The organism is Thermosynechococcus sp. (assembly GCF_025999095.1).
Classification (GTDB): Bacteria; Cyanobacteriota; Cyanobacteriia; order Thermosynechococcales; family Thermosynechococcaceae; genus Thermosynechococcus.
Genome location: NZ_AP024678.1, coordinates 585,943 through 610,652 on the forward strand (window position 1 = coordinate 585,943; position 24,710 = coordinate 610,652).

Consider the following 24,710-nt stretch of genomic DNA (forward strand, 5'->3'; position numbering starts at 1 on the left):
GTCCATGGCTTCTTGGATCACATTGCTGACGGATTTTGGTTACCGGGATGTCTATGGGGGGGTGATGAAGGGGGTCATTTTCAGCATTTGCCCCCAAGCTCAGGTCATTGACCTATGCCATGACATTCCACCACAGGATTGCCGCACAGCCAGTTTTCAGCTGCTGCAAGCGGTGCCCTATTTTCCCCCTGAAACGGTGCATGTCGTGGTAGTGGATCCGGGGGTGGGCACAAGTCGGCGGGCGATCGCCCTCGATCTGGGGGTTGGCTATTGTGTGGGTCCAGATAATGGGGTCTTTAGCCAGGTGTGCGATCGCTATCCTCCCCGGCGCGTCGTTGAGCTAACCCAACCGCAATTTTGGCGCACCTCTAGTCCCAGTTTGACCTTCCATGGGCGGGACATTTTTGCCCCCGTGGCTGCCCATTTAGCCGCCGGAGCGGATTTTGCTCTCCTTGGCTATGCCATTGCCCCAGACAGTTTGGCGCGCTTGCCCCATCTCACCTATGAGGTGACCCCCCAGGGCGTCCAAGGCTGGATTCAAGCCATTGATCACTTTGGTAATGTGATTACTACGCTCCCTGGGCATTTGGTGGCTAAGGGCTATCACCAAATCCGGATTCAGGGGCAGCAGATTCCCCTGGTCCACACCTATGGCGACGCCCTACCTCACCATCTGATTGCCTTGGTAGGCAGTCATGGGTTTATTGAGCTAGCGGTGAATAGTGGCAGTGCCCAATCCCGCCTAGGTTGCCAGAATGGCGATGCCCTGTGGCTAGTTTGAGGGGGCATTGCTCAGGACTGTTTTTGAGGCAATGCGCGTGCGCTTGAGGGCAGATTCACTGAGGGTAGATTGTTGCTGTAGCTCTTGGGCAGAGGCTTCAAGGACTTTTGCTGCTGCCGTATCCCCCAGTTGTAGAGCAGTTTTGGCCGCACTCTGAAGAAAGGTGGCAGCGCCAGCGGTATCCCCCGCTTGCAACTTCGTTTCCGCCAGCTTGGTTTTGCGGTATTTTTCGAGGATGAGAATGCTTTGCTGTACCTCTGGATCTACTTGGGGCACGTGCTCTGGTTCTGCTGTGAGCGTCAGGGGAATCCTCTCAGAGAAAAGGCCCCCGGACTGCTGCACTGGGTCATCATAGCGGACTTGGACAAAACCGATGAGGTGAGACCCCGGTGGCAAGGGCTGGGTCGTTAGGGTAATGAGGAGTGTCCGCCTGATGGTTGCCGAGACATCACCGACGCGAATCACATACTCGTGGGGATGGGGGCTTGCGTAGGTGAGTTCAATCGTGTCGGGCGCAACTTGGTGCACGGGTTTGAAGTTCCCCAGTTGAGCGGCCTCACTCAAGGTGAGTAGGACATGGGCATTGGTGTAGTCCACGCTGCTGATGTGGCTAAAGAGGGATTGAAAACAGGCGATCGCCTGCTCAGCATATTCAATAAACACCAGCCGTCCGCCAGCGGCATCGGCAATTTGTTCGAGGACATCTTGGTTCCAGTGGACGCCAAACCCTAGGGCATTCAAGGTAATGTTGTACTCCGCAGCCAGCTTGGCCAACTCAAGGCAACGCTGGTTGTCGCCGTGTTCATTTTCACCATCTGTGAGCAGAAAGATTTGGGAAATGGTACCCTGCTTGCCCGTGGCAATTTCCTTCAACCCTAGTTTCATACCTTCATCAATGGCTGTTCCCCCCCCCGGTTCGAGGGTGGCAATCTGGGCTTTAATGGCCTCCTTGTCCCAGACTGTCTGGTTGGGCACCAGAACCTTCGCTTTGTGGTCAAAGGCAATGACACTCAGGCGATCGCTCGGCATTAACCGATCGACCAAGGACTCGGCTGCCCGTTTCACCATTTCTAAGGGCTCCCAGGCCATTGATCCACTGTGATCCAAAACCAAACAGAGATTCAGGGGAGGGCGTTGCTGTTCCTGTCGCTGAGCACTGAGGGTCAGTTCCAGTTGCCGCTGCGCGCTTTGGCCGGCGCTGATAATGGGATCGCTGAGCTTGGCAATGAGTTCAACCGTCATCGTTGCAAAGGGGTTTTTCCTGAGCCTACTCTACCATTTTGGCGAAAAGACCAACGATGGGCCTAAGTGATGATGCTCAGTTGGGAGGCCCCGGCGACTTTGGTAACCTCAATGCGGGTTTGAAAGGCTTCCTTGAGGGCAGGAACATGGGTAATGGCGAGAATGCAGTGAAATTCGGGGGCGATCGCGTTCAAGGCGGCAATCAGCCGTTCACACCCCTGGGCATCTTGGGTACCGAATCCCTCATCAATAATCAGAAACTGGACATCACTCCCCGATCGCTGGGCCAATAGTCGTGCTAAGGCTAAGCGCAAAGCAAAATTGATGCGAAAGGCTTCACCCCCCGAATAGCTTTCGTAGGGACGAGTCCCTTGGCAATCGGCAATGAGAATATCAAGGGTTTCAATGGGCTTGGTGTCGGCTCCACTGCGACGGCGGCTGCGCTGGGTAATGAACTGCACATGGAGTTGGTGGTTGCTGAGGCGACCGAGGATATGATTGGTTTCTGCCTCTAGATGGGGCAAGACGGTTTCAATGAGCAGGGCGGGAATGCCATTTTTGCCTAAGGCTTGGGCTAGCTCGCAGTAGAGGCGGTATTGATGGCGGAGGTGGGCAAGGGTTTGCTGTCCCTGGTCGTATTCTTGTTTCAGGCGCTGGAGTTGCTCTATTTCGGCGCTGAGTTTGCCATGCTGGGCAAGGGTGGCCTCAAGGGTCTGCTGTTGCTGGAGGAGGTGCTGTTGCTGTTGATGGAGATCGGCGGCCAGGCGGCTGGCGGTGCGAGTGGTTTCTTCAAGGGTGGCGAGTTTGTCAGTGATGCGTTGCAGTTGTGCCCGTTGTTGCTGCAGCGTTTCCTCTAGGTGCTTGAGGTCTTGGCGGAGTTGGGGTTGGCGCGATCGCCCCCGTTGCAGGGCCCCATAGGCCTCATAGTCCGCTGCGAGTGCAGCCAGTTGGGCCTGAATTTGGGCATGGCGGTCTGGATCGTAGGCTAGGGCGGCCAATTGCTGGTCAATCCTTGCCAAGGTCTGAGCAAGAGGGGAAGTGGTTGCAAGGGCGTTGAGCTGCTGTTGCAGTTCCTCCTGTTGGGCAATCAGGTTTGGCAGTTGTTGCTGAATCTGCTGGTATTGTCGTTGGGCTTGGCGGAGTTCCTGTTCCTTGGCTTCGGCCCAACGCCATTTTTCCACTTGGCCGCGGGCGATCGCCAGATTTTTCTCATCATAGTTCAGGCGTGCCAGTTCCGCCTCAATCGCTTGCAGTTCCCCAAGGCTTTCCTGATGGCCGTTCCGGAGCTGTCCCTCAATCTGCTGAATTTCCCCAGCTAGGCGATCCAGTTGCGGTTCTAAATCTTGGGTGCTCTGGAGTTGTTGCTGCAGTTGCCCCCGCTGCTCAAACAGTTGCGTCAGTTGTGAGATCTCATAGCCCACCGTTAGATATTCCCGCCGTAAAACTTGGATTTCGCGCTCGGTAACTGCCAGCTGCTCGCGGATGACCCACACCTGATTCAGCAGTTCCTCTTTTTCGGCGACATGGCGTTGCCGGACAGCCTGGTAGTGCTCGCGATCGAGGGGACGTTGACACAGGGGGCAAATGGCTCCCGGTTGATTCAGTAGTTCCAAGCGCTGCTCCAGTTGATTAATTTGCCGCTCATACTCCCGTTGGCGGGCTTGCAGTTGTTCGAGGAAGCGGCGGCGCTCCAGTCCCTTTTCCCGCACATGGTCTTGATAGATACGCTGTTTTTCAAGGGTTGCAATCTGCGCTGTAATCAGGGTCACTGCCTCTTGGAGAGCGGGTTGCCGTTCTATCTGTTGACGGAGATGCTGCCACAACTGCTGCAATTCATCGCGCCGGCTGCGCAGGCGTTGTTCCTGCTGTTGCTGTTCCAGTTCGAGGCGCTGTTTGGCTTGCAGGAGGGGAAAGACTTTTTGTTGCAGCTCTTCTTGGGCTTGGAGGTGAGCGCGCGCTCGCTGTAACTGTTCAAAAGCAGCAACAATCTGATTTTCTTGCTTGAGGAACTTTTCCAACTGCTGGCATTGTTCCAGAAGAAATTGCTGCTGGCTCTCCAATCCATGGAGGGTGCGCAGCAGGTCTTGCCGCTGTTGGTCGAGGCTCTGCTGGTGGCGATCGCGCTGTTGGCGCAGCTGTTGATAGTTACCAAAACACTGCTGCAATTGCGCTTCGGCAATTTTCAGGCTCTCCCATTGCCTGACGGCGGCTTCCAATAGGGGGGCACGGGCTGCCAAATCCGCAATAGCCGCCTGTTCTTGGCGAAGGGTCTGGCACTGCTGCTCCAGATGGGCGATCGTTGCCGCCAGCGTATCGCGCTGCTGTTGCAAGTGTGCATAGTCCCGCTGTTGGAGTTGATGGATATGGTAGGCAGCCTGTTGCTCTTGGAGTCGTTGTTGGCACTGCTGTACCTGCTGCCGTTGCTGTTGAATCTGCTGGTTCACCGCTGCCTGTTGGGCACGCAGGTGGGGCTCTTGGGCCAGTTGATCGGCTAAAGTCTGAAGCCGTTGTTCCAGAACACTGATTTGGGCTTTGTAGTCACGGGCGCGATCGCGCGCCGCTTCCGCTAGGGTCTCGTATTGATCCAAGCCCAAAAGGGTGGCCAGCAGTTGCTTGCGCTCACTGGGGCGTTTGGCCATAAATTCATCGGCACGGCCTTGGCGCAAATAGGCGCTGTTGACGAAGGTGGCGTAGTCAAGGCGAAGAATTTGAATGATTTTTTCCTGTGTCGCTCGTAGCGATCGCCCCGTTAGCGGAGTGTAGCCCGCCGCCGTCTGAATCTGCAACTCCAAGACCGTCTGTTGCTCCCGTCGCCGCAACCGTACCACCCGATAAGTCTGCCCTTGGACGCTAAACTCAAACGTCACTTGGGCTTCCATTTCGCCGTAGTAGATCACATCATCCTCACGGCTAGCGCGGCTTTGCCCCCAGAGTGCCCAAGCGATCGCCTCAAGGAGCGAAGACTTGCCCGCCCCATTGGCACCACAAATACAGGCCAGGTGTAACCCCGCAAAGGGAAGAGTGGCTTGGCGATAGCTGAGGAAGTTGCGCAATACCAGTTGACGTGGAATCATAGGGCACCACACCCTTGACACAGTTTAGGGCATTCCTATGGGGAAGAATGTGCCACCCGTGAGAGTCGGCCTAAAATTAAAATCAAAGTATACTCTTGGGGTTCCCCTTACTTTCTGTCTGGTCGTTCGGGTTTTTCAGCGAATTTAGGATTGCCTTTACTTTAGCAATGTCTGGACTAAAGTCACCCTCGGGCTTTTCCACCTCCCACTGAAGCGACTGTTGTGCGTATATTCAATTCTTGCAAAAAGCGCCGTAAGTTTTATTAGAGTCATGTTCTGAAGTATGGAGCATATACCACCCTTGTCTTAACTATGGGATCTATAAGCGGTGATAGAAGAAGATTCCATCGTGGCTTTTGTAGTGTTGAGCCTCTACTACAAGGGGTGTAAAAGAGGTAGAGTCCTTTCCTACAGTAGCCCTCACATTTTTTGAGCCTCTTCTGTGCCTGTGAAACGGGCTATCAATGTAACTCATCCAAAGGAAATGTAAAACCCCGACTCAAGGGCGATCACAACTTGAATTCCGAAAAAAATTATGGTTTGCTAAAGATAGACACTCATTGATTACGACTTCGCTGTCACGCTTTGGCAATCTTTGATCGAATCGCCAATGAATAGACAGTACTTGATCATTGAATAAGGTAGGTTAAAATGGGACGCAAACCAGTAGAACCCTTGACAGGTGCTGCTTTATTAGAAAAGTACAAACAGCTGCAACATCTCAGCCACGAAGAAAAAGCAAAGGCCTGTGGCTACTATACCGTGACCAAAACCGGCAAGGAGCGGATCAGCAAACTGAAGTTTAATAAGGCACTTCTTGAAGCCTTAGGCGTCAATCTTGACAGTAAGTCAGGCCGCGGTGGCAGCCGGGGGGGGCGCAGTGCCAGTTATCGAATTACGGTACAAGCCAATGGCAATTTGCTCATTGGGGCAGCCTATACTAAACAAATGAATCTCAAACCGGGGGATGAGTTTGAGATTACCCTTGGCCGGAAGCACATTCATTTGAAACAAGTGAGCAGCAACGGTCAACCCACCGATGATGAAGAGTAACTTGATTGATATATCTAATCTGAGGGATACAGATTAGGTACCCCAAAACCGCCACCGCCGGGAGTACAAATGCGCAGGCGATCGCCCGCTGCAACAGTAATGGTGGCCGTTCCGGGCAAAGGATAGGGGGGTTCGCCGAGTTTCAGCCATTGATTTTCACCCACTGCCCCACATTCACCCCCAAACAGCCCAAAGGGGGGGATGTTCCGCGATTGGCTGAGGAGGCTGACGGTCATGGGTTCACGAAACTCAAGGACGCGAATGGCCCCATCGCCGCCCGATTGCTGGCCCTTGCCACCACTGCCCCGGCGGCGGCAAAACTCCCAGACAATTACGGGGTAGCGGCTTTCTAGCACTTCGACATCAGTGAGCCGAGAGTTGGTCATGTGGGTTTGCACAGTACTGGCTCCGGCAAAGGTGGCTCCTGCCCCAGCACCGCCACAAATGGTTTCGTAGTATTGATAGCGATCGCTCCCAAAGCTGAGGTTGTTCATCGTTCCCTGAGCCGCCGCCATAATACCGAGGGCGCCGTAGAGGGCATTGGCCAGCGTTTGCGAAGTTTCCACATTCCCAGCCGCCACCGCCGCTGGAAATGTTGGGTTTAACAGGCAGCCTTCCGGCACCCGCAGCTCAATGGGCCGCAGACAGCCGGCATTGAGGGGAATATCCTCCCGCACCAGTGTCCGCAGGACGTACAGGACTGTCGCCTTGGTAATGGCGAGGGGGGCATTGAAGTTGTCGTGGGTTTGCTTGGAGGTTCCCTCAAAATCTAGGCAAGCTATACCTTGAGTGGTATCAATCGTGATTTGCACCTGAATTTGGCTGCCGTTGTCCATGGCAACGCAAAAGCGGCCCCCTGGGAGCGATCGCAGGCATTGGCGCACACATTCAGCCGCATTGGCCTGGCTAAATTCCATATAGGCAGCGACTACCTCGCGACCATAGCGATCGCACAGCGCCATCAGTTCCTGTGCCCCCCGCTGATTGGCAGCAATTTGCGCTTGTAAATCGGCGATATTTTGTTCCGGATAGCGGGCTGGCCAGGGCCCCTGGGTCAATAGCTGATAAATGGCGTCCTGTTGAAACTCCCCGCCATCTACCAGCAACACATTGTCAAAAAGAATCCCCTCTTGGCGGACATCGGTACTATTGGCAGGCATTGATCCGGGACTGATGCCCCCAATGTCAGCATGGTGCCCCCGCGAAGCAACAAAGAAGGCGGGGTGTGCTTCCCCCTTGAAAAACACGGGCGTAATCACAGTAATATCCGGCAGGTGGGTACCACCGCGATAGGGATTATTCGTGGCAAAAACCTGACCCGCACGGAGGGCGTTGTTTTTCTCTGCCAGGAGTGCCTTGACACTTTCGCTCATTGACCCCAGATGCACAGGGATATGGGGAGCATTGGCCACGAGGTTGCCGGCACCGTCAAAGAGAGCACAGGAAAAATCCAACCGTTCTTTGATATTTACCGAGGCACTGGTCTGCTGGAGTGTGACCCCCATTTGCTCAGCAATGGCCCGAAACAGCTGCTGAAAAATGGCCAACTGTACGGGATCGGCAACCGTAGGAGCAATCTGCTTTGGTGTCGCTGCTAAGGCCTGGAGAGGACGCAGCCACAGCCCCCCTTGCTCATCCACTTCCGCCTGCCAGCCCGCCTCTACAACATTTGTTCCTGTGGCATCTAAGATCAAGGCCACCCCTGCAATGACCTGATGGGCCGGCAGGCGATCGCGCTCATAGACTGGCGCCTGGTGCCATTGGCCTTTGCTGTAAACTGGTACATGGTCAAGGGGAATGAGTTCGCCAGTAGCTGCAGGTACGGTGACGGTTGCCATCCCTTGGAGGGCAACGGCCTCAACAGCAATTTGACCCACCCGCAGCGATCGCCCCCGTAAATTGAACCCATAGCGATCCCGATGCGCTTGGGCAAAGGACGCTGCCATGGTCTCTTGATCTGACCAAGGCACCCACAGCGTTGTATCGGTGCCGACATACCCTAGGCCAATGCGCACTTGACTTTGAATTTGCGCCGGATCCACCCCCTGGGCAACCAGTTCAGCCACCGCTTGAGCCTTTAGGCGCTCAATTTGTCCCTGGAGTTCAGCAAATCCATCGGAGATCAAGGGTTGTTCAATCGTCTGCTCCTTGAGCACCCGCAACTCCGCCTGACCGATGCCGTAGGCTGAGAGCACCCCCGCGTAGGGGTGAATATAAACTTGGGGCATTCCCAGGGCTTCAGCAATTAAACAGGCATGTTGCCCACCGGCACCGCCAAAAGCGCACAAGGTGTACTCGCGCACATCATGCCCCTGCTCCAGGGAAATTTTCTTAATTGCCTGTGCCATTGTATTCACGGCCACCTCAATAAAACCAGCGGCCACATCGGCAACACGGCGGGCATCCCCTGTGCTCCTGTAGATTTCCTGGCGCAGTTGAGCAAATTGCTGTTCGACCGTCTTGCGATCTAAAGGCTGTTGACCATCGGCCCCAAAGACAGCAGGGAAATAGGCGGGCTGAATTTTTCCCAAGAGGAGATTGGCATCGGTAATCGTCAGGGGGCCACCACGACGATAGGCCGCTGGTCCGGGATTGGCGCCCGCAGACTCTGGCCCCACTTGGTAGCGACCCTGATCAAACCGCAAAATGGAGCCCCCACCGGCTGCCACCGTATGCACTGCCAGGAGGGGCGATCGCAACCGCACACCTGCAATCGTGGTTTCCTGCCACCGCTCATACTCTGGCCAAGGGGCATTAGAATTGTGACGATAGTGGCAGACATCGGTGGAGGTGCCCCCCATATCTAAACCAATCAGCCGTTCAATCCCTGCAGCTAAAGCAGTACGCACCACCCCCACCATCCCCCCCGCAGGGCCTGAAAGCAGACTATCCTTACCGCGAAAGCAGGAGGCCGCCACCACACCGCCATTGGACTGCATACAGTAAACGGCGATCTCCCCTAGCTCCGCCTGCACCCCCTGAAGATAGCGATCCAGTACCGGTGACAAATAGGCATCAACAACCGTCGTATCACCGCGGCTCACCAGCTTAATGAGGCCGCTCACCTCATGGGAAACGGACACTTGGGTAAAGCCCATTTCCCTTGCCAAGGCAGCTACCTGTTGCTCATGGTCAGGGTAACGGTAGCCATGGACGAAGACAATGGCACAACTGCGGATGCCTTCGTCGTAGACCGCTGCCAGTTGCGGTTTCAGCGCCGCCAAATCAAGGGGGATGAGAATTTCCCCTTGGGCACTGATCCGCTCTTTGACTTCGATGACCTTGGTGTAAAGAGGCGGCGGTTGCTCAATTCCTAGGGCAAAGAGATCGGGGCGGTTTTGGTAGCCAATGGCTAGCGCATCCCCGAAGCCTTGGGTGATGAGTAGAACCGTTGGCTCGCCTTTGCGCTCCAAAAGAGCATTGGTGGCCACCGTTGTCCCCAGTTTCACAATTTCAACGGCTTCACTGGGAATGGGTGCATCCCCTGCCAATCCCATGAGGGTACGAATTCCCGCTACCGCCGCATCGCGATACTGCTCTGGATTCTCTGAGAGCAGCTTGTGTACCACTATGTGGCCATCGGGACGGCGGGCGACGATATCCGTGAACGTGCCGCCGCGATCGATCCAAAATTGCCATTTACCCTGGACCTGATGACTGCTCATTGAGGGTGATACTATCAGGGTTGCCAGCGGTAGAGAAACTCCCTAATGAGAGATGGAGCGGTTGAGATCACCACTGGTGGGCATTCCCTCACTGTGAAAGCCATTGGTCGTTTCCTCTTGGAGTCGTTGCTGATGCTGGCGAATCAGTTGGATCGTGCGGCTGACTTCCGCTGGAAAGATCACCACTAAGGATCCTTTGGGAGCGCGATCGAGGGCAAATTGAATCGCTGCTACCTCGTCATGGATGATATCGTATTGCCGCTGGACACTGTGGTGATGCACCCCCCGCTCAATCCAATAGGCGGCATCGCCACGGGGCCGGCCACGGGTATCATCATCTTCCTTAATGATGATCCAATCAAAGATTTTCGCCGCCAGTTCCCCCAGTTGTTCCAAGTCTTGATCGCGGCGATCCCCCGGTCCTCCAATGACACCAATGCGCTGCCCCGGCCATTTTTGGACAAATTCACCAATGGCCTCATACCCTGCTGGATTGTGGGCATAATCCACCAAGACACTAAATTGCCCCAAATCAAAGAGGTTCATCCGACCGGGGGTTTGCTCCACCGAGGTTCGGAAGGTGGTCAAGGCAGCGCGAATATGCTCAATACTGATGCCTTGGGCAAAGGTGGCTAGACTGGCAGCGAGGGCATTGGCAATCATAAAGCCCGCTCGAGCGCCCAGGGTCAGGGGCACATTTTCTGCCTGCTCAATCCGCAGCGTCCAGTCCCCTTTCAAAATTGAGAGATAGCCATTTTCATAAACAGCGGCGAGTCCCCCCTGCTGGATATGCTGCCGAATGATTGGATTGTGGGGATTCATCGAGAAATAGGCCACTTGCGCTTTGACTTGGCGTGCCATTCCCGCCACTAGGGGGTCATCGGCATTCAAAACAGCGTAGCCATTCGGCCAGGCGGATTCCACCACCACTGCCTTTAAGTCCGCCAATTGCTCAACGGTGTCAATATCGCCAAGGCCAAGGTGGTCAGCCTGCACATTGAGCACCACGCCGACATCGCAGTGGTCAAAGCCCAAGCCGGAGCGGAGAATTCCGCCGCGCGCCGTTTCGAGGACGGCAATCTCAACGGTGGGGTCTTGCAGGATTAGTTGGGCACTTTGGGGGCCTGTGGTGTCTCCTTTTTCCACCAGATAATCCCCAATATAGATGCCGTCTGTGGTGGTGTAGCCAACGGTTTGTCCCGTTTGTTTGCAGATATGGGCAATGAGACGGGTGGTGGTGGTTTTACCATTGGTGCCCGTAATGGCAAAGATCGGGATGCGGCAGGGCGTTCCCGGTGGAAAGAGCATATTCAACACTGGTTCAGCAACATTGCGGGCAATCCCTTGGCTGGGGTTTGTGTGCATGCGAAAGCCGGGAGCAGCATTGACTTCCACAATCACACCGCCAACTTTAGGCAGGGGCTGACTAATATCGGGGCTGACAACGTCAATACCGGCAATATCAAGGCCAATGAGCCGAGCGGCCCGCTGGCAAATCCAAACATTTTCCGGGTGAATTTCATCGGTGCGATCAACGGCAATGCCACCGGTACTCAGGTTCGCCGTGGCCCGTAGATAACAAATTTCCCCCGGTTGCAAGACCGTATTCAGGGTATAGCCCTGTTTTTCCAGGAGTGTCCAAGTGTCGTGGTTGACCTCAATGCGGGTGAGGATATTATCGTGACCGTCTCCCCGCTGCGGGTCTTGGTTCGTTTTCTCAATCAGTTCTTCAATGGTGGAGCGGCCGTCGCCAATGACATGGGCGGGCACCCGTTCAGCAACAGCAACCACTTTGCCGTTGACCACCAGAACCCGGAAGTCGCGACCCGCATGATAGCGTTCCACAATGACTGATTTGGAGATGCTGCTGGCAATTTCAAAGGCTTCTTCAGCTTCTTCTAGGCTGTTGATGTCAATCGTAATCCCGCGACCGTGATTGCCGTTAAGGGGCTTAATGACAATGGGGTAGCTACCGATCTCCTCAATGGCTGCGGGGAGGTCTTCAATATAGCGGACGACGGTTCCCTTAGGCACGGGAAGTCCTGCATCCTCAAGCAGTCGCTTTGCCCCTTCTTTGTCCCCTGCGAGTTCAACGGCCAGGATGCTACTGCGATCGCTCAACGTGGCTTGCATGCGATGACTGCGGGCACCATAGCCCAATTGAATAATCGAGCGACTGCTCAACTCAAACCAAGGGATATTGCGGGCTTCGGCTTCGCGGACAATCGCTTCCGTACTCGGGCCAAGGGAGGCTTTTGCTTTCAACTGCCGCAGATCGGCGAGATCCTGATCCAGTTCTCGCTGGGGATAGGTGCCCGTATCGATAATGCTTTGGCACAGTCGCACTGCGGCTCGGCCGGCATAGCGGCCTGCTTCTTCCACTTGGTATTCGTAGACTACTTGATAGACCCCCGGTGTTGAGGTCTCCCGCGTGCGGCCAAAGCCAACGGTCATCCCTGCCAGTTCTTGGAGTTCGAGGGCGACATGTTCAACCACATGACCAAGATAGGTGCCTTCTCGTAGGCGGGTGAGAAAGCCCCCTGCGTGGCCAAGGGAGCAAAAATGATTGTAAAGACTGGGTAAAACCCGCACCAACCCATCCACAAACCCGGGAATCTGGTTGGAGGGGGTGTTGGCCACCTCTTCTAGATCTAAACGCATGACAATCAGCTTATGACGCCGAATGCTCCAGTAATTGGGACCCCGCAGCGTTTGTACTTTGAGAATCTTCATAGAAGAGTGGCTTTTTTAAGGACAACTTACCATTTTTAGTTTTGAGGGGAGTGACGCAATAAACTGTATCTTAAACAACACTTTCCCGAAAACTTAATTTAGGGGAGGCAAAATGCACTTATGCTGCACTTGATGGGTGCGGAGATCGTAGCAGTCACCATCACTGAGGATATGTAGGCGCAAGTTGTAGATACTCAGAGGTTCGTTGACATCGACATGGGCATAGTTCGTGTAGCTGACATCTCGAGGATCAATAATAGTGACAGAGCCACGACCAAGAACCCGCAGCGTACCATTGGCTTCAAACATGGCACAAGTATCTTCATCAATGCCAACGCCCAGCTTGTCGGGATGAGCAGAAATGGCGCTAATCAGGCGCGCCAAGCGATTGCGGTTGTGGAAGTGCTGATCGACTAAAATATCGGGAAGAATACCCAAGCCTGTGGCCAAATCTACTAGGGAGCGGTTTGGGGCTTCATTGCTGCCCCCACTGGCAATCATGCACTCACCCATGACAGCGGCACCGGCACTGGTACCCGCAAGGATGGATTTGCCTTCCCAGACTTGATGGCGCAATTGGTACAGGAGGGGGGTTTCATCCAGCAGCGCCGACAAGCGCAGTTGATCGCCTCCAGACATAAAAATTCCAGTACAGCGACTCAAGCGAGTCAGCATCTCTTCCTGTTCAGCATCGGCGCGATCGCCCACCAAGAGAACGTCCACTTCCCGCACGCCAATATCGCGGAAAATATCCTGGTAGAGCCGCCCCATGGCATCGGGTTCACGGGAAGCAGAGGGAATAACACCAATGACCGCATCTAGACCGCCCGCGCGTTGGCAAAAGGTGGTGAGAATTTGTCGCCCACGGACTTTGTCCTCCGCTCCCCCAATTGCCATCACTAAACCTTTGTGACCAGAATGTTGATGGGTCGTTTTGGAAATGGGGTCTAATTGCAACATAGGGCTACGGTGAATAAAACGTTCAAGCGGCAGACAGAATTGATGCATTTGGCAAGGGGGATGCCAATACCCGACTACTGACACGGGGATTCTATACAGCATAATGCCAGATTAGGCAAAATTTTTAAGTCGCGATCAAGATTTGCACAAATGCTTGATGTTCAGGTGCTTGATGTTTAGGGGTGACCAGTCCCTGTTGTAGCACCTGCAAGAGAGTACCCCGATCATGGGCAAGTAATGCCCTAAGGGCAAGCCGACGTCTCCGGGCAATTGCCCACTGTGGATAATCCCCTCAGATCCTGTTCAAGGGCCAACCGTTGCTATACCCAACAGAGGGCTGCCTAATCCTCCGATAGGGTGGCTGCTAAGTGCCCCCGTTCCGCCGTTGTTTGCCGAGAAGCATCCCCATTATGGATGTAAAACAGTGGCACCAGGATGAGCCTGCTGAATAACTGTGTTGACAGTGCGATCGCTCGTTTGCCCAGGTAACCAATCCTGTGGTTTCGCTGATCGGATCACCCCACCGTAGTCCTCTTGGCCGGCGCGACTCACAAAACCCCTATGGGCAATTCCGCCTCACCCCCTAGCCCCCATTCTCAAGCAGACTTGCAGTGGCCCAGGCAATCAACCGAAACGACCATTGACGTAATCGGCGGTCTTCTGCTCCACGGGCTTCGTAAAAATAGACATGGTGTCGTTGTACTCCACCAACTCGCCGAGGTACATAAAGGCAGTGAACTGGGAAATGCGAATGGCCTGCTGCATATTGTGGGTCACAATCAAAATAGTGACTTGATCCTTGAGCTCCGTAATCAGGTTTTCAATACTGACTGTTGCAATTGGATCCAAAGCAGAGGTAGGCTCATCAAAGAGAATCAGCTCCGGATTAGTGGCAAGGGCACGGGCAATACAGAGCCGCTGCTGCTGTCCTCCCGAAAGAGAGGTCCCTGGCTCTTTGAGGCGATCTTTAACTTCATCCCAGAGAGCGGCATTGCGCAGCGATCGCTCCACCACCTCATCAAGAATGGCACGGTTAGTGATGCCACGGATGCGCAGGCCGTAGGCCACATTTTCGTAAATGGACTTAGGGAAAGGGTTTGGCTTTTGAAAGACCATGCCAATCTGCATGCGCACTTCGATGGGATCCATCTGCAAAAGATTGCGCGGGTTTTCATCCCCCAACCAGATTTCCCCTTCGTAGCGATTACCAGGATACAGATCATGCATGCGGTTGAAGCAGCGCAGCAATGTCGTCTTGCCACAACCAGAAGGGCCGATTAAAGCTGTTACTTGCTTTTCATAAACCGCCAGGCTGATATTCTTCAGTGCTTGGTTGCTCTTGTAGTAGAAGTTCAGATTTCGCACCTCAGCCAGCTTTTTTAAGGACTGTTGGGTTGGGGGAACTCCCTGTCCTGAATCTGTTGGTTTTACCATTTGATGCTCTTCCTAAAACGATAACGAAGGTAAATGGCCATTGCGTTGACACCCAAGGTCAAAACAAGCAGGACAATCCCTGCTGCCGCTGCATTTACCTGAAACTCTTCTTGCGGGCGTGACACCCAGTTAAACATTTGAATTGGCAACACAGTAAAGGGTGACCAGAGCCATTGGAACGAAATATAGGGAAACTCGGCCTTTAATGGGGCTTCCGGCAAAAAAGTGATAAAGGTTAACGCACCAATGGTTACTAGTGGAGCCGTTTCTCCCAAGGCTCGCGACACCCCCACAATCACACCAGTGAGAATCCCACCCATAGAGTAGGGTAGAATGTGGTCAGCAATGGTTTGCCAACGGCTGGCTCCCACAGCATAGGCGCCCTCACGAATACCTTGGGGAATTGCCCGAATCGCTTCCCGTGTGGCGACAATGATCACCGGTAAAATCAACAAGGCTAGGGTACAGCCAGCGGTAAGAATACTTTCACCCCACTTGAGAATATAAACAAAAAACCCTAGAGCCAACAGGCCATAAATGATGGAAGGAACACCGGCCAAATTGGTGATGTTGATTTCAATGAAATCAAGAAGCCAATTCTTCGGCGCGTACTCCTCAAGGTAGATGCCGGCTGCCACTCCCAGTGGTACGGCAACCACAATTGTAACTAGAATAACCAGTAGGCTACCTACCCACGCTGTTAAAATACCTGCTTCAGCCGGATCTCCACTAGGAGGTGACGTGAAAAACCTCCAGTTCAGGAGCGGAGCTCCCCGTAGGAGCAAATCTCCCACTAGGAGTACCAGTGTCAGTAGGGCAATAAAGATAGAAAAAAAGCCCAAGAAAATAAAAAACTTTTCCCAGCGCGTTCGGACCTCTATAGAGGCTCGAATTGCCAGCGGATTCCGTAATATGTCAATCATTTAGTACACCTCCCGATAGCGGCGGCTGATAAAGTAACCGGCCACATTCATGAGGAATGTCACTAAAAAGAGCATGATGCCTGCTGCAAAAATAGATTGGTACTCCAAGGAACCATGGGGCAAGTCTCCAAGACTCGCCGAGACAATATAGGCTGTTGTTGTTGCTGCCCCTTCCAGGGGATTGAAGGTAAATTTGGGTTGCAAACCAGCAGCCACAGCAACAATCATTGTTTCCCCGACCGCCCGTGCTAAACCCAAGATGTAGGCGGCAATTAAACCTGAGGTTGCCGCAGGTAATAGTACCCGCAAAGCTGTTTGTAGGCGAGTTGCCCCCATAGCGTAAGAACCTTCCCGTAGGTGTGAAGGAATAGCTTGCAGGGCATCCTCAGACATACTCATAATATAGGGAATAACCATCAAACCAACCACAATGCCAGCGCCTAGCATATTGAATCCGGGTAGCTCGTAGTATTCCCATGGTTCCTTCCCGGGCGCATACCATTGCTGTACACCCAAAATGATTTTCTGGAGCAATGGCGTAACAAATAGGAGGGCAAAATAGCCATAGACCACTGTGGGTACAGCAGCCAATAGTTCCAAAATCGGCTTCAGAATTTCTCGCACCTTTGCCGGAGCAAACTCACTCAGATAAATTGCACCAATCGTGCCAAATGGGATCGCAACAAAGCTGGCAATAACACAGGTCGTAATAGTTGCCGATAGCAGTGCCCACACCCCAATGCTGACCGGCTCAATCAAAGGGGACCACTCTGTGGTTGTCAAAAATTCTGCAAGGGCACCTATTAGCGATTCCTGATGAACCTCCATCACTTTCTGGAAAAAGATAGCAGTTTCACTCAGGAGAATGTAGATGATCACAGTGGTGATCATCACCGAAGAAAATGCCGCTATAAAAAGGAAAGACCCAATAATGCGCTCTACCCAGATACGTTTTTGTCTGGCACTTGCCGAAATGGGCAGTTCAATGCGTGGGGCTAAGGGTTGATCGACCATAGGTAAAATTCTGCCACCTAAAATCAATTGGGGAAAGAGGCCTCAAGTTAGGCGTCCTTCCCCCTATCTTAGACTACTCCTTGGCCTCTAGACTCAGTAACTCATTGATGGTGAGACCAACTGCCTCCTTACCGCCAAAAATGGTGCCAATGCGATTCTTGTTAAAGTTGGCAAGAACTGTCTTATAGGCACTAGCGGGAAGAGGAACATACTTAACTTTCTTGACCATCGCAGGAGCGTTGTTCAGGTAGTAGGTGATAAATTTTTTCACCTCAGGACGTTGTGCAGCTTTAGCGTTGACATAGATAAAGATGGGTCGGGAGAGTGGCTGATAGGTACCGTCAACCACTGTTTTTTCAGAGGGCATCACCGGACCCTTGCCGTTGTCAATGGCCACTGGCTTCAGCTTGCTTTTGTTTTCTGCGTAGTAAGCATAGCCGAAGTAGCCTAGGGCTCCCCGCTCGCGGGATACCCCTTGCACAAGAACGTTATCATCCTCACTGGCAGTGTAATCCTTGCGGCTAGCTTTTGCTTTACCGTTGATGGCCTCAGTGAAATAGTCAAAGGTACCGGAATCTGCTCCTGCACCAAAGAGTTTCAGAGGAATATTCGGAAACCCTTTGCGCACTTGGTTCCAGTTGTTGATTGTAGAGCCTGGTTCCCAAATCTTTTTCAGTTCAGCAACAGTCAGGCTTTTCGCCCAAGTATTTCGGGGGTTCACAACTACGGTGAGGGCATCATAGGCAACGGGCAGCTCAATGTACCGGACGCCAGCTGCTTTGCAGGCTTCCATTTCCTTGGCCAAAATGGGGCGGGAGGCATTGGAGATGTCGGTTTCACCGCGACAAAACTTTTTGAAGCCGCCACCGGTACCGGAGATGCCTACAGTAACACGAACTTTGCCGCCTTCAGCTTTTTGAAAAGCTTCGGCAACTGCTTCAGTGACAGGATAGACTGTACTGGAGCCATCGATACGAATCGTGGCGGCTTCTTGGGACAAGGTAGGGGGTATCAGGCTAGCGGAAAGAGCCGCCACGGCAGCGAATATCCCCAGAGGGGCATAGCGTTTTGCAGATGTCAACATGGTACTGTTTCCTAGCGGAGTAAACAACCCTTTACGTACAGTAGCTTCGGGGTGGCGGTTACCCACACGTTTCCAAGTGGTGAGCCGCTACAATGTCCCCATCGCCAGCATAGTCAAACATTTACGGGATGGAGTTAAGAGAAGGTAAAAGTTTGTTTAAAATACCCCTACACATTGGGGATCAACCCTGTTGTTCACGCCGGTGACTTACTGTTGGGTTTAGTGTTAGACGTTAACTCTGGGCTAGGGAAACATTGAAGGATTGTCTGCAATGCCATCATTCATCTCTAAAATCTATCAGTGGCAGGGCTTTTCCTGCGCCTATCGCTTCAGTTCTCAAGCAGGATGCTCCCCCATTCTCTTTATCCATCCCGTGGGGGTGGGGCTCTCTGGGCAGTTTTGGGAGCGCTGTGTCAGCTATTGGCAATCTCAAGGGGCAGGTTATTCATTTTATATCCCTGATTTGCTGGGCTGTGGCCAGAGTGATTTGCCCCATTGCGCCTACTATCCGGAAGATTGGGCAGCGCAGTTACATTTCTTCATTACATCTGAGATCTGCCAACCAGTGATCCTCGTTGTTCAAGGGGCATTGTTTCCCGTAGCGATGGAGCTAGTACATCTTGATCCTCAAGGAGTAAGAGCACTGATCCTCAGTGGCCCACCTGCCCCTGCTTTGGTGTCTGAAAATACTGACCCTAGGTGGCAGAAGGTACGTTGGAATCTTTTTGACTCGCCATTGGGTCGCGTCTTCTATCTCTATGCGCGTCAGAAAAATTTTCTGCGTCGGTTTTCAATCAATCAACTGTTTGCCAAGGGGGAGGATGTGGATGACGAATGGCTGGGAATGCTGGCGGCGGGTGCTGCTGATCTTGAGAGTCGCCATGCAGTGTACTCTTTCCTCTCAGGTTTTTGGCGGCGGGATTACCGTCAGAAAATGCGGGATATTCGTCAACCAGTGCTTGTCGTGATGGGGGATCAGGCTTCCAGTATCAGTCGCGAGGGTGGGGCTGAATCACCTGCAGAACGCCTAGAGTTTTACGCCAAGACATTTCTCAATGTGCAAGGGGAGGTAATTCCGGGGCGCAATGTCCTGCCCTATGAGTCAGCCCCTGCTTTTGTGGAGGTGTGTCAGGCGTTTCTGCGTGCCCAAGCCCTCTAAAGCCAACCGCGCAGCCTATAGATGAGAAGACCTTGATATTCCCGCAGGGCAATAGTGGTGATGTCCACGTTGTAGGGATTGGGGATCAGGCTGAGGAACAGGTTTTGCCAGGTGGGCGATCGCGCGATCGAGGGGTAGCGATAGTCTGTGGGTGCTGGAATGATGTTCATCCCCAAACGGCGAAAAATGGCGACGGCGCGGGGCATGTGGTAGGCGGATGTCACCAGCAGTAGCTCTCCCTGAATGGAATGCTTTTCAAGAAGGGCTTTGACGTTCACGGCATTTTCATAGGTATTTAGGGAGGTGGTGTCCAGCAGAATCTTGTCCATTGGCACGCCGCAGGTGGTGGCAATTTCCGCCATATCTGCCGCCTCGCCCCGCTGAAAGGGTTCGCCGAGCCAGTCAATGCGGCCACCGCTAAGGATGAGGTAGGGGGCATAGCCTTGGCGAAAGAGGTGGGCACCGTAGAGAATGCGATCGCCCGTTTCTGTGACTTCGATCCAAGGGCGCGGGGCACTTTGGGGAACAACAGCACCACCGAGAACAACGATGGCTGCAGCTTTGGGCATCGGATCAGGGGGTAAATACTGCCGCTCTAGGGAAGCAATGAGAGCGGCTGCCACATAGTCATTCCCGCTCAAGAGTAAAATACCTAGGGCAATGACCAGGGCGATCGCTGCCTGTTTGGGGGCACGCCAAAAGCGCACAATGGCAAAAACTAGCGCCCAACAGGCCAAAGACAATGGATACAGCAGCGGTGGCAGCAATTTCGACAACAGTAGATCCATGGCTTTAGCGAATCCGCTCCATCTGAATGCGGTAGCGCTCCTTCTTGGTGACTTGAATGGCTTGAATCTGCAATCGCCCTTTGCCGCGAATGGCAATGAGGTCATTGACCTTAAGGAGATGCCGCGGTTGCTGCACCATTTGCCAATTGACCCGCACTAGCCCTTGGCTAATCCACTCGCTCATCTTACTGCGGGAAACCCCAAATCCGGCTGAGGCCACGGCATCCAAGCGCAATGATGCTTCGACGGTACTGAGGGATTTCCGTTGGGGGGGCGCTACGGCCAGTTCTGACCAGTCACAGAGATCAACAGTCACCGGTACTGTGCGCACTTGTTTTAACTCTTTTTGTAGGGTGGAGACTTTCTCAGGGATGAGAATGACCTGTGCTCCCCGTTCTCCCAGGAGAATGACATCCCCATAATCCCCTTCTTCGAGACCCCCATTGGCGATCGCCTGCTCAAAATCACTGTAGGTAGCCGCATCAAAGAGAAAGTTGCCGGTGATTCGCACCAAAGCCAGGGGAGGCTGTTGCTCCTCAAGACGCAGTTCAATGGGGGCGATCGCCAGCCGACAGCGCTCCGCTTGAGGATAGCCTCCCCAGGCTAGGCCATGGACATCGGCTCGTTGCTCAAGGGTGCCTAGTACCTCCACCACCCGATCTGGGGGCAAAAAGGGGGTATGCACCACCGACCAGGTTTTAATGGCTGTGTCAAGGGCGGTTCCTAGGTCAAACATTTAGGCCTCGAGAAATTGCGGCAGTTCCAGCCATTGGGCTAAGTAGGCTTTCACCTGTTGGCAAAATTGGGGGCGATCGCCAAATTTTGCAGTGCGGATGGTTTTGCGCTGTGCATCCAATGTCCAGCCGTAGTCACTGCTGAGGCGGATTTTCCCCTGCCAGTCGGCAATCGAAAGGATTAATTGCGGTGCTGGACTATTGTCAACCCCCTTGACCCGAAAGAGATAGTTAAAGGTGTTTTGCTTGGCAGCAGCCACAGTCGAGGCCTGACCAAACCGCTCTTGCAAGCGCGATCGCACCCGCTCCACAAATGCCGCATCGCCTAAATCTTCTAGGGTGCGCATGGCCAGTGTAAGGGCAAAATAAAACTCTTCGACAGGAATAAACTCCAGTTCCATGCAGCTTGCCAAGACTCTCTTCAAAATAGTACACTAGTAAGCTGTGTCTAAAATAGGGCAAAGCTATGCCAAAGCTAAAAACACGTCGCGCTGCTGCTAAACGATTTCGGACGACGGGTAGTGGTAAGTTTGTCCGCCGCAAGGCCAACAAAAATCACTTACTCGAACACAAGGGGAGCGATCGCAAGAATCGTCTTTCCCATAAAGCTCTGGTCGATCCACGGGATATTGAGCGAGTATCGCTGATGCTGCCCTACGCTTAATTTATCAATTTTCAGTTTTTCAGTTTTTGATTAAGGGTGAAGTTGAACTATGGCAAGGGTCAAGCGGGGTAACGTTGCCCGCAAACGGCGTAAAAAAATTCTCAAGCTCGCCAAGGGCTATCGGGCGGGGCACTCGAAGCTCTTCCGCACGGCAAATCAGGTGGTCATGAAGGCACTGTGCAATGCCTATCGCGATCGCCGGCGGCGCAAACGCGACTTTCGGCGGCTCTGGATTGCCCGCATTAATGCTGCTGCGCGTCAACATGGCATGAGCTACAGTCAACTCATGGGTGCCCTGAAAAAAGCAGACATTCAACTGAATCGCAAGATGCTGGCTCAATTGGCTGTCCTGGATGCCGATGCCTTTGCCACTGTCATTCAGACTGCTCGCGCCGTTTAGAACTTGCCCTAGGCATGATCGCCACTTTCCAATCCCCCGGTGCCACCCTTGAGCTAGGGTTTATCACCCTTCGGTGGTACGGGTTATTGATTGCTGTCGCTGTTTTTATTGGCCTCTGGCTGAGTCAGCGCTTGGCACGCCAGCGGCAGATTGACCCTGATCAGATTGCGGATCTATCCATTTGGCTTGTGGTTGCAGCTATTCCCGCTGCACGACTCTATTACGTCGCCTTTAACTGGGGTTTTTATCAAAAACACCTAGATCAAGTGCTTCAAATATGGAAAGGCGGCATTGCTATTCACGGCGCTATTCTCGGTGGCATGGTGGCGATGGCTATCTTTACCTATGTGCAGCGGCTTTCCTTTTGGCAAGTGGCGGATGTGGTTGCCCCTTCATTGATTTTGGGACAGGCCATTGGTCGCTGGGGGAATTTTTTTAACTCCGAAGCCTTTGGGGCCCCCACGGATTTGCCGTGGAAGCTGTATATTCCTCCGGAGCACCGCCCCCCAAAGTTGCTCAATGAAGCCTACTACCACCCCACGTTTCTCTATGAGTCTCTTTGGAATTTAGGGGTTTTTCTTCTCCTGCTGTGGCTCTTTCGTCAACCTCGCTATCAAAAGCCGGGGACGCTTCTGATGGTCTATGCCATTACCTACAGCTTGGGTCGCTTTTGGATTGAAGGGCTACGCATGGATAGCCTGATGCTGGGCCCCCTGCGAATTGCGCAAGTGGTTAGCTTGGTAGCGATCGCCCTGGGAGCTTGGGGACTCTTTCGGCTCTATTACCAAGGCAAGCGGTTGCCAGATTGGCAAGCCGCCTAGGCAGTAACTTCATCAGCAAAGCTCTGCCAGCGCACAAAGTGAAAGGGACCGGCTACGGATCCCCAAACGTGCTCATCGGTTTCTGGATCCCGTCCGCGATCATGGCTAATGAAGCGATCGCCATCAATTTCGAACGTGCTATCGAGATAGGTTTCGCGTCCCTTACGCACGACTTTACAGGCTTTGCCCGGCTCCACTTCACCGCGAAAACTATGTCCTGTCCAGTAGGTGAGCATATTGCAGCCGCAGAGGAGTTCAAGATCATCGGCTCTCATGGCCTGAAGCCGCTGGCGATCGCGAGCTGCCCCAAAGAAGCGTTTTTCATCCTTGAGTACGTAATTTTTAATGACAATGTGGTCATTGGCGGGCACTAGTTCCAAAACCCGTGTGCGGTAGGGAACGCCTAGGAGATAGTCATAGGCCTGTTCCACATAAAGGGCAATGCCCTCCAATAGACCCTTGGGCAGGGGGCGCATGCACACTCGAATATGGGCATAGAAAGGTGGATTTTCAAAGGCTTGGGCTTGGTTACTAAAATCTGCCGCCATCCAACGGCCAAGGGTCAACACATCGGTTGCGTGTGTCATGCTCCACAATTGCTCTACAACAGTCCTTTTCTCACACTAGCGGATTGAGGTACCTTCTTCATCCCCACGTCCTAAGTGAGCCGTAATAATGCCTGAAGGACTCCCTCAAGGGTATGTTCTGTTGCTTCAGTATCCACCCGTCCCAAGAGCTCACGGCAGGTTTGGGAGGTTTGGGGACCAATACTGACAATCTGAACCGTTTGGAGTAAATTGGCTGCCTTCGCACCCACCAATTGGCAAAAATGTTTCACTGTCTTGGAGCTGGTAAAGGTGACCATATCCACTTGGCCAGCTTGCAGCGCTTCTAGAATGCGGGCATCGGCAGCTTGGGGGCAGCGGGAATCATAGGCAGGGACCTCAACGACCTCAGCGCCGGCAGCGGCAAAGTTCTCCCTTAAGATTGGTCGTCCGCCCGTTTCCACCCGCGGAAAGAGAAAACGCAAGCCGGCAACAGGTTCTGGGAATTCTACCACTAAAGCATCGGCGACAAATTCCCTGGGGGTGAAGTCAGCCACTAAGCCGTAACTGTTAAGGGTTTGGGCAGTTTTTTCACCGACGACAGCAATCTTGAGACCCGCGAGGGCACGGCTATCCTTGCCATGATGGTGTAACCGTTGCATAAAAAACGTAACGGCATTGTGGGAAGTCAGAATCAGCCAGTCAAAGGTATCGAGTTGTGCCAGGGCCTGATCGAGGGGCTGCCAAGAACTAGGGGGAACGATTTCCAGTGTCGGCATTTCTAAAACGGCGGCACCGGCTGCTATAAGTTGCTGAGTAAACTCACTCGCTTGAGCTGCCGCACGAGTGACGAGAATCGTTTTGCCGTAGAGGGGAGACATTGATGATGGGGAAATCCTCAAAAATTCAGGGAAGACCAGATCTAGACTAGCCAAAGGGTAGCGTTTTTGGGCGATCGCGCCAATGACAACGACCGCAGGAGCCATGTCTGGAAAGTGAGGCATCTTCAGATAGGTCTCTAGGGTGCCCAACCAGAATTGTTGCTGGGGTTGCCCCGCCCATTGCAGAATCGCCAATCCTTCAGTGGGCGATCGCCCCTGCCGCAGCAGTTCCTCGGCAATATATCGCAGCGAACGGGTGGCCATCAAAAAAATCAGGGTCTCCATTTGGGCGATCGCTGGCCAGGGAAGTGTCTCTGGCGCATGCCCCGACAGAATGGCTACGGACTGACTCACGTCCTTTGCGGTAACACAGATGCCAGCCAATAAAGGTGCCGCCAGCGCTGAGGACACCCCCGCAATCACCACAGCCTCTAAACCTGCCCCCAAGACAGCCTCAAGTTCCTGATGCAAACGGCCAAATAGCCCCGGATCGCCACTTTTGAGACGAACAACCCGCGGGTACTGCTGGCCGTAGGCCACTAAAAGGCGGTTGATTTCCCATTGGGGAACGGCCTCAGCTCCTGCGCGTTTGCCCACCGCCACCCGCAAGCAATCAGCGGGGGTGAGTTCAAGAAGGCTAGGGGAGAGCAGGGCGTCGTAAAGAACCACCTGCGCCTGCCGCAGGCAGGTCCATGCTTCGAGCGTGAGAGAGCTTGGGGTACCTAACCCCGCACCCACAAAATAGACCGTCAATG

The 24,710-nt window shown here is 53.5% G+C and carries 20 protein-coding genes; 6 read left to right on the top strand and 14 right to left on the bottom strand.

Annotated features, from left to right (window positions below; translation table 11 throughout):
- Positions 1–4: 4 nt before the first annotated feature.
- Complete coding sequence (locus Q0W94_RS02960; protein ID WP_297760902.1) at positions 5–781, top strand: S-adenosyl-l-methionine hydroxide adenosyltransferase family protein; 777 nt, start codon at positions 5–7, stop codon at positions 779–781.
- Here Q0W94_RS02960 and Q0W94_RS02965 read toward each other — a convergent pair.
- Both Q0W94_RS02965 and Q0W94_RS02970 read right to left on the bottom strand, forming a co-directional pair.
- Positions 773–2,023 (bottom strand): VWA domain-containing protein, encoded by a 1,251-nt coding sequence (locus Q0W94_RS02965; RefSeq protein WP_297760905.1) that lies wholly within the window; start codon positions 2,021–2,023, stop codon positions 773–775. The two genes, Q0W94_RS02960 and Q0W94_RS02965, sit on opposite strands and share 9 nt — an antisense overlap.
- A gap of 62 nt (positions 2,024–2,085) precedes the next feature.
- Positions 2,086–5,097, bottom strand: coding sequence for an SMC family ATPase (locus Q0W94_RS02970; RefSeq protein ID WP_297760908.1), 3,012 nt, complete (start codon positions 5,095–5,097; stop codon positions 2,086–2,088).
- 651 nt (positions 5,098–5,748) lie between these two features.
- On the opposite strand from Q0W94_RS02970, the gene Q0W94_RS02975 reads away from it, so the two are divergent.
- Positions 5,749–6,150 carry an AbrB family transcriptional regulator gene (locus tag Q0W94_RS02975; RefSeq protein WP_297760911.1) on the top strand — a complete coding sequence of 134 codons (402 nt, stop codon included), beginning with the start codon at positions 5,749–5,751 and terminating at the stop codon, positions 6,148–6,150.
- A 14-nt stretch (positions 6,151–6,164) separates the two neighbouring features.
- Here the strand turns inward: Q0W94_RS02975 and Q0W94_RS02980 are convergent, their stop codons facing one another.
- From Q0W94_RS02980 to Q0W94_RS03010, 7 genes are all read right to left on the bottom strand, one after another.
- Positions 6,165–9,815 (bottom strand): hydantoinase B/oxoprolinase family protein, encoded by a 3,651-nt coding sequence (locus Q0W94_RS02980; protein ID WP_297760913.1) that lies wholly within the window; start codon positions 9,813–9,815, stop codon positions 6,165–6,167.
- Between the two features lie 42 nt (positions 9,816–9,857).
- Positions 9,858–12,548, bottom strand: coding sequence for a cyanophycin synthetase (gene cphA / locus Q0W94_RS02985; RefSeq protein WP_297760917.1), 2,691 nt, complete (start codon positions 12,546–12,548; stop codon positions 9,858–9,860).
- A 93-nt stretch (positions 12,549–12,641) separates the two neighbouring features.
- A complete protein-coding gene (locus tag Q0W94_RS02990) occupies positions 12,642–13,610 on the bottom strand; it encodes a cyanophycinase (protein ID WP_297760920.1) in 969 nt (322 codons plus the stop codon).
- A gap of 522 nt (positions 13,611–14,132) precedes the next feature.
- Positions 14,133–14,942: a phosphate ABC transporter ATP-binding protein PstB gene (gene pstB / locus Q0W94_RS02995; RefSeq protein WP_297760923.1), complete on the bottom strand. Its 810-nt coding sequence runs from the start codon at positions 14,940–14,942 to the stop codon at positions 14,133–14,135.
- Positions 14,936–15,865, bottom strand: a complete 930-nt coding sequence (gene pstA, locus Q0W94_RS03000) for a phosphate ABC transporter permease PstA (protein ID WP_297760925.1) — start codon at positions 15,863–15,865, stop codon at positions 14,936–14,938. Before pstA ends, pstB begins: the two co-directional genes overlap by 7 nt.
- Complete coding sequence (gene pstC / locus Q0W94_RS03005) at positions 15,866–16,879, bottom strand: phosphate ABC transporter permease subunit PstC (RefSeq protein WP_297760928.1); 1,014 nt, start codon at positions 16,877–16,879, stop codon at positions 15,866–15,868. It abuts the gene before it with no gap.
- A gap of 73 nt (positions 16,880–16,952) precedes the next feature.
- Complete coding sequence (locus Q0W94_RS03010; protein WP_297760931.1) at positions 16,953–17,963, bottom strand: PstS family phosphate ABC transporter substrate-binding protein; 1,011 nt, start codon at positions 17,961–17,963, stop codon at positions 16,953–16,955.
- 271 nt (positions 17,964–18,234) lie between these two features.
- On the opposite strand from Q0W94_RS03010, the gene Q0W94_RS03015 reads away from it, so the two are divergent.
- Positions 18,235–19,122, top strand: a complete 888-nt coding sequence (locus Q0W94_RS03015; RefSeq protein WP_297760934.1) for an alpha/beta fold hydrolase — start codon at positions 18,235–18,237, stop codon at positions 19,120–19,122.
- Here Q0W94_RS03015 and Q0W94_RS03020 read toward each other — a convergent pair.
- From Q0W94_RS03020 to Q0W94_RS03030, 3 genes are read right to left on the bottom strand one after another with little or no spacing between them, the layout of a single operon-like run.
- Positions 19,119–19,910, bottom strand: a complete 792-nt coding sequence (locus tag Q0W94_RS03020; RefSeq protein ID WP_297760937.1) for a YdcF family protein — start codon at positions 19,908–19,910, stop codon at positions 19,119–19,121. The genes Q0W94_RS03015 and Q0W94_RS03020 overlap by 4 nt on opposite strands.
- Positions 19,911–19,914: 4 nt before the next feature.
- Positions 19,915–20,646, bottom strand: coding sequence for a photosystem II S4 domain protein (locus tag Q0W94_RS03025; protein WP_297041775.1), 732 nt, complete (start codon positions 20,644–20,646; stop codon positions 19,915–19,917).
- On the bottom strand, positions 20,647–21,045 hold the full coding sequence (locus Q0W94_RS03030; RefSeq protein ID WP_297760941.1) for a hypothetical protein: 399 nt from the start codon (positions 21,043–21,045) through the stop codon (positions 20,647–20,649).
- 65 nt (positions 21,046–21,110) lie between these two features.
- Between Q0W94_RS03030 and rpmI the strand changes: the two genes are divergently transcribed.
- The 3 genes from rpmI to lgt are packed head-to-tail and all read left to right on the top strand — an operon-like array spanning position 21,111 to position 22,529.
- Positions 21,111–21,308, top strand: coding sequence for a 50S ribosomal protein L35 (rpmI, locus tag Q0W94_RS03035; protein WP_024125171.1), 198 nt, complete (start codon positions 21,111–21,113; stop codon positions 21,306–21,308).
- A gap of 49 nt (positions 21,309–21,357) precedes the next feature.
- Entirely contained in the window at positions 21,358–21,708 is a 351-nt protein-coding gene (gene rplT, locus Q0W94_RS03040; protein WP_024125170.1) for a 50S ribosomal protein L20, read from the top strand.
- Between the two features lie 14 nt (positions 21,709–21,722).
- On the top strand, positions 21,723–22,529 hold the full coding sequence (gene lgt, locus Q0W94_RS03045) for a prolipoprotein diacylglyceryl transferase (RefSeq protein WP_297760945.1): 807 nt from the start codon (positions 21,723–21,725) through the stop codon (positions 22,527–22,529).
- On the opposite strand, the gene Q0W94_RS03050 is transcribed toward lgt, so the two are convergent.
- Together Q0W94_RS03050 and cobA are read right to left on the bottom strand one after the other, a co-directional pair.
- The gene (locus tag Q0W94_RS03050; RefSeq protein ID WP_297760948.1) at positions 22,526–23,116 is read right to left on the bottom strand and encodes a chromophore lyase CpcT/CpeT; all 591 of its coding nucleotides are present in this window, start codon (positions 23,114–23,116) and stop codon (positions 22,526–22,528) included. The genes lgt and Q0W94_RS03050 overlap by 4 nt on opposite strands.
- A 71-nt stretch (positions 23,117–23,187) precedes the next feature.
- A complete protein-coding gene (gene cobA, locus Q0W94_RS03055; RefSeq protein ID WP_297760952.1) occupies positions 23,188–24,708 on the bottom strand; it encodes a uroporphyrinogen-III C-methyltransferase in 1,521 nt (506 codons plus the stop codon).
- Positions 24,709–24,710 lie beyond the last annotated feature (2 nt).

Excerpts from the sequence above, each read along its gene's own strand:
- Q0W94_RS03050 (WP_297760948.1), bottom strand. The coding sequence starts at position 23,116 with ATGACACACGCAACCGATGTGTTGACCCTTGGCCGTTGGATGGCGGCA.
- cphA (WP_297760917.1), bottom strand. The coding sequence starts at position 12,548 with ATGAAGATTCTCAAAGTACAAACGCTGCGGGGTCCCAATTACTGGAGC.
- Q0W94_RS02975 (WP_297760911.1), top strand. The coding sequence starts at position 5,749 with ATGGGACGCAAACCAGTAGAACCCTTGACAGGTGCTGCTTTATTAGAA.
- Q0W94_RS02965 (WP_297760905.1), bottom strand. The coding sequence starts at position 2,023 with ATGACGGTTGAACTCATTGCCAAGCTCAGCGATCCCATTATCAGCGCC.
- Q0W94_RS02980 (WP_297760913.1), bottom strand. The coding sequence starts at position 9,815 with ATGAGCAGTCATCAGGTCCAGGGTAAATGGCAATTTTGGATCGATCGC.
- Q0W94_RS03030 (WP_297760941.1), bottom strand. The coding sequence starts at position 21,045 with ATGGAACTGGAGTTTATTCCTGTCGAAGAGTTTTATTTTGCCCTTACA.
- Q0W94_RS03010 (WP_297760931.1), bottom strand. The coding sequence starts at position 17,963 with ATGTTGACATCTGCAAAACGCTATGCCCCTCTGGGGATATTCGCTGCC.
- Q0W94_RS03015 (WP_297760934.1), top strand. The coding sequence starts at position 18,235 with ATGCCATCATTCATCTCTAAAATCTATCAGTGGCAGGGCTTTTCCTGC.
- Q0W94_RS02960 (WP_297760902.1), top strand. The coding sequence starts at position 5 with ATGGCTTCTTGGATCACATTGCTGACGGATTTTGGTTACCGGGATGTC.
- pstA (WP_297760925.1), bottom strand. The coding sequence starts at position 15,865 with ATGATTGACATATTACGGAATCCGCTGGCAATTCGAGCCTCTATAGAG.
- Q0W94_RS03025 (WP_297041775.1), bottom strand. The coding sequence starts at position 20,646 with ATGTTTGACCTAGGAACCGCCCTTGACACAGCCATTAAAACCTGGTCG.
- Q0W94_RS02970 (WP_297760908.1), bottom strand. The coding sequence starts at position 5,097 with ATGATTCCACGTCAACTGGTATTGCGCAACTTCCTCAGCTATCGCCAA.
- pstB (WP_297760923.1), bottom strand. The coding sequence starts at position 14,942 with ATGGTAAAACCAACAGATTCAGGACAGGGAGTTCCCCCAACCCAACAG.
- rpmI (WP_024125171.1), top strand. The coding sequence starts at position 21,111 with ATGCCAAAGCTAAAAACACGTCGCGCTGCTGCTAAACGATTTCGGACG.
- rplT (WP_024125170.1), top strand. The coding sequence starts at position 21,358 with ATGGCAAGGGTCAAGCGGGGTAACGTTGCCCGCAAACGGCGTAAAAAA.
- pstC (WP_297760928.1), bottom strand. The coding sequence starts at position 16,879 with ATGGTCGATCAACCCTTAGCCCCACGCATTGAACTGCCCATTTCGGCA.
- lgt (WP_297760945.1), top strand. The coding sequence starts at position 21,723 with ATGATCGCCACTTTCCAATCCCCCGGTGCCACCCTTGAGCTAGGGTTT.
- Q0W94_RS03020 (WP_297760937.1), bottom strand. The coding sequence starts at position 19,910 with ATGGATCTACTGTTGTCGAAATTGCTGCCACCGCTGCTGTATCCATTG.
- Q0W94_RS02990 (WP_297760920.1), bottom strand. The coding sequence starts at position 13,610 with ATGCTGTATAGAATCCCCGTGTCAGTAGTCGGGTATTGGCATCCCCCT.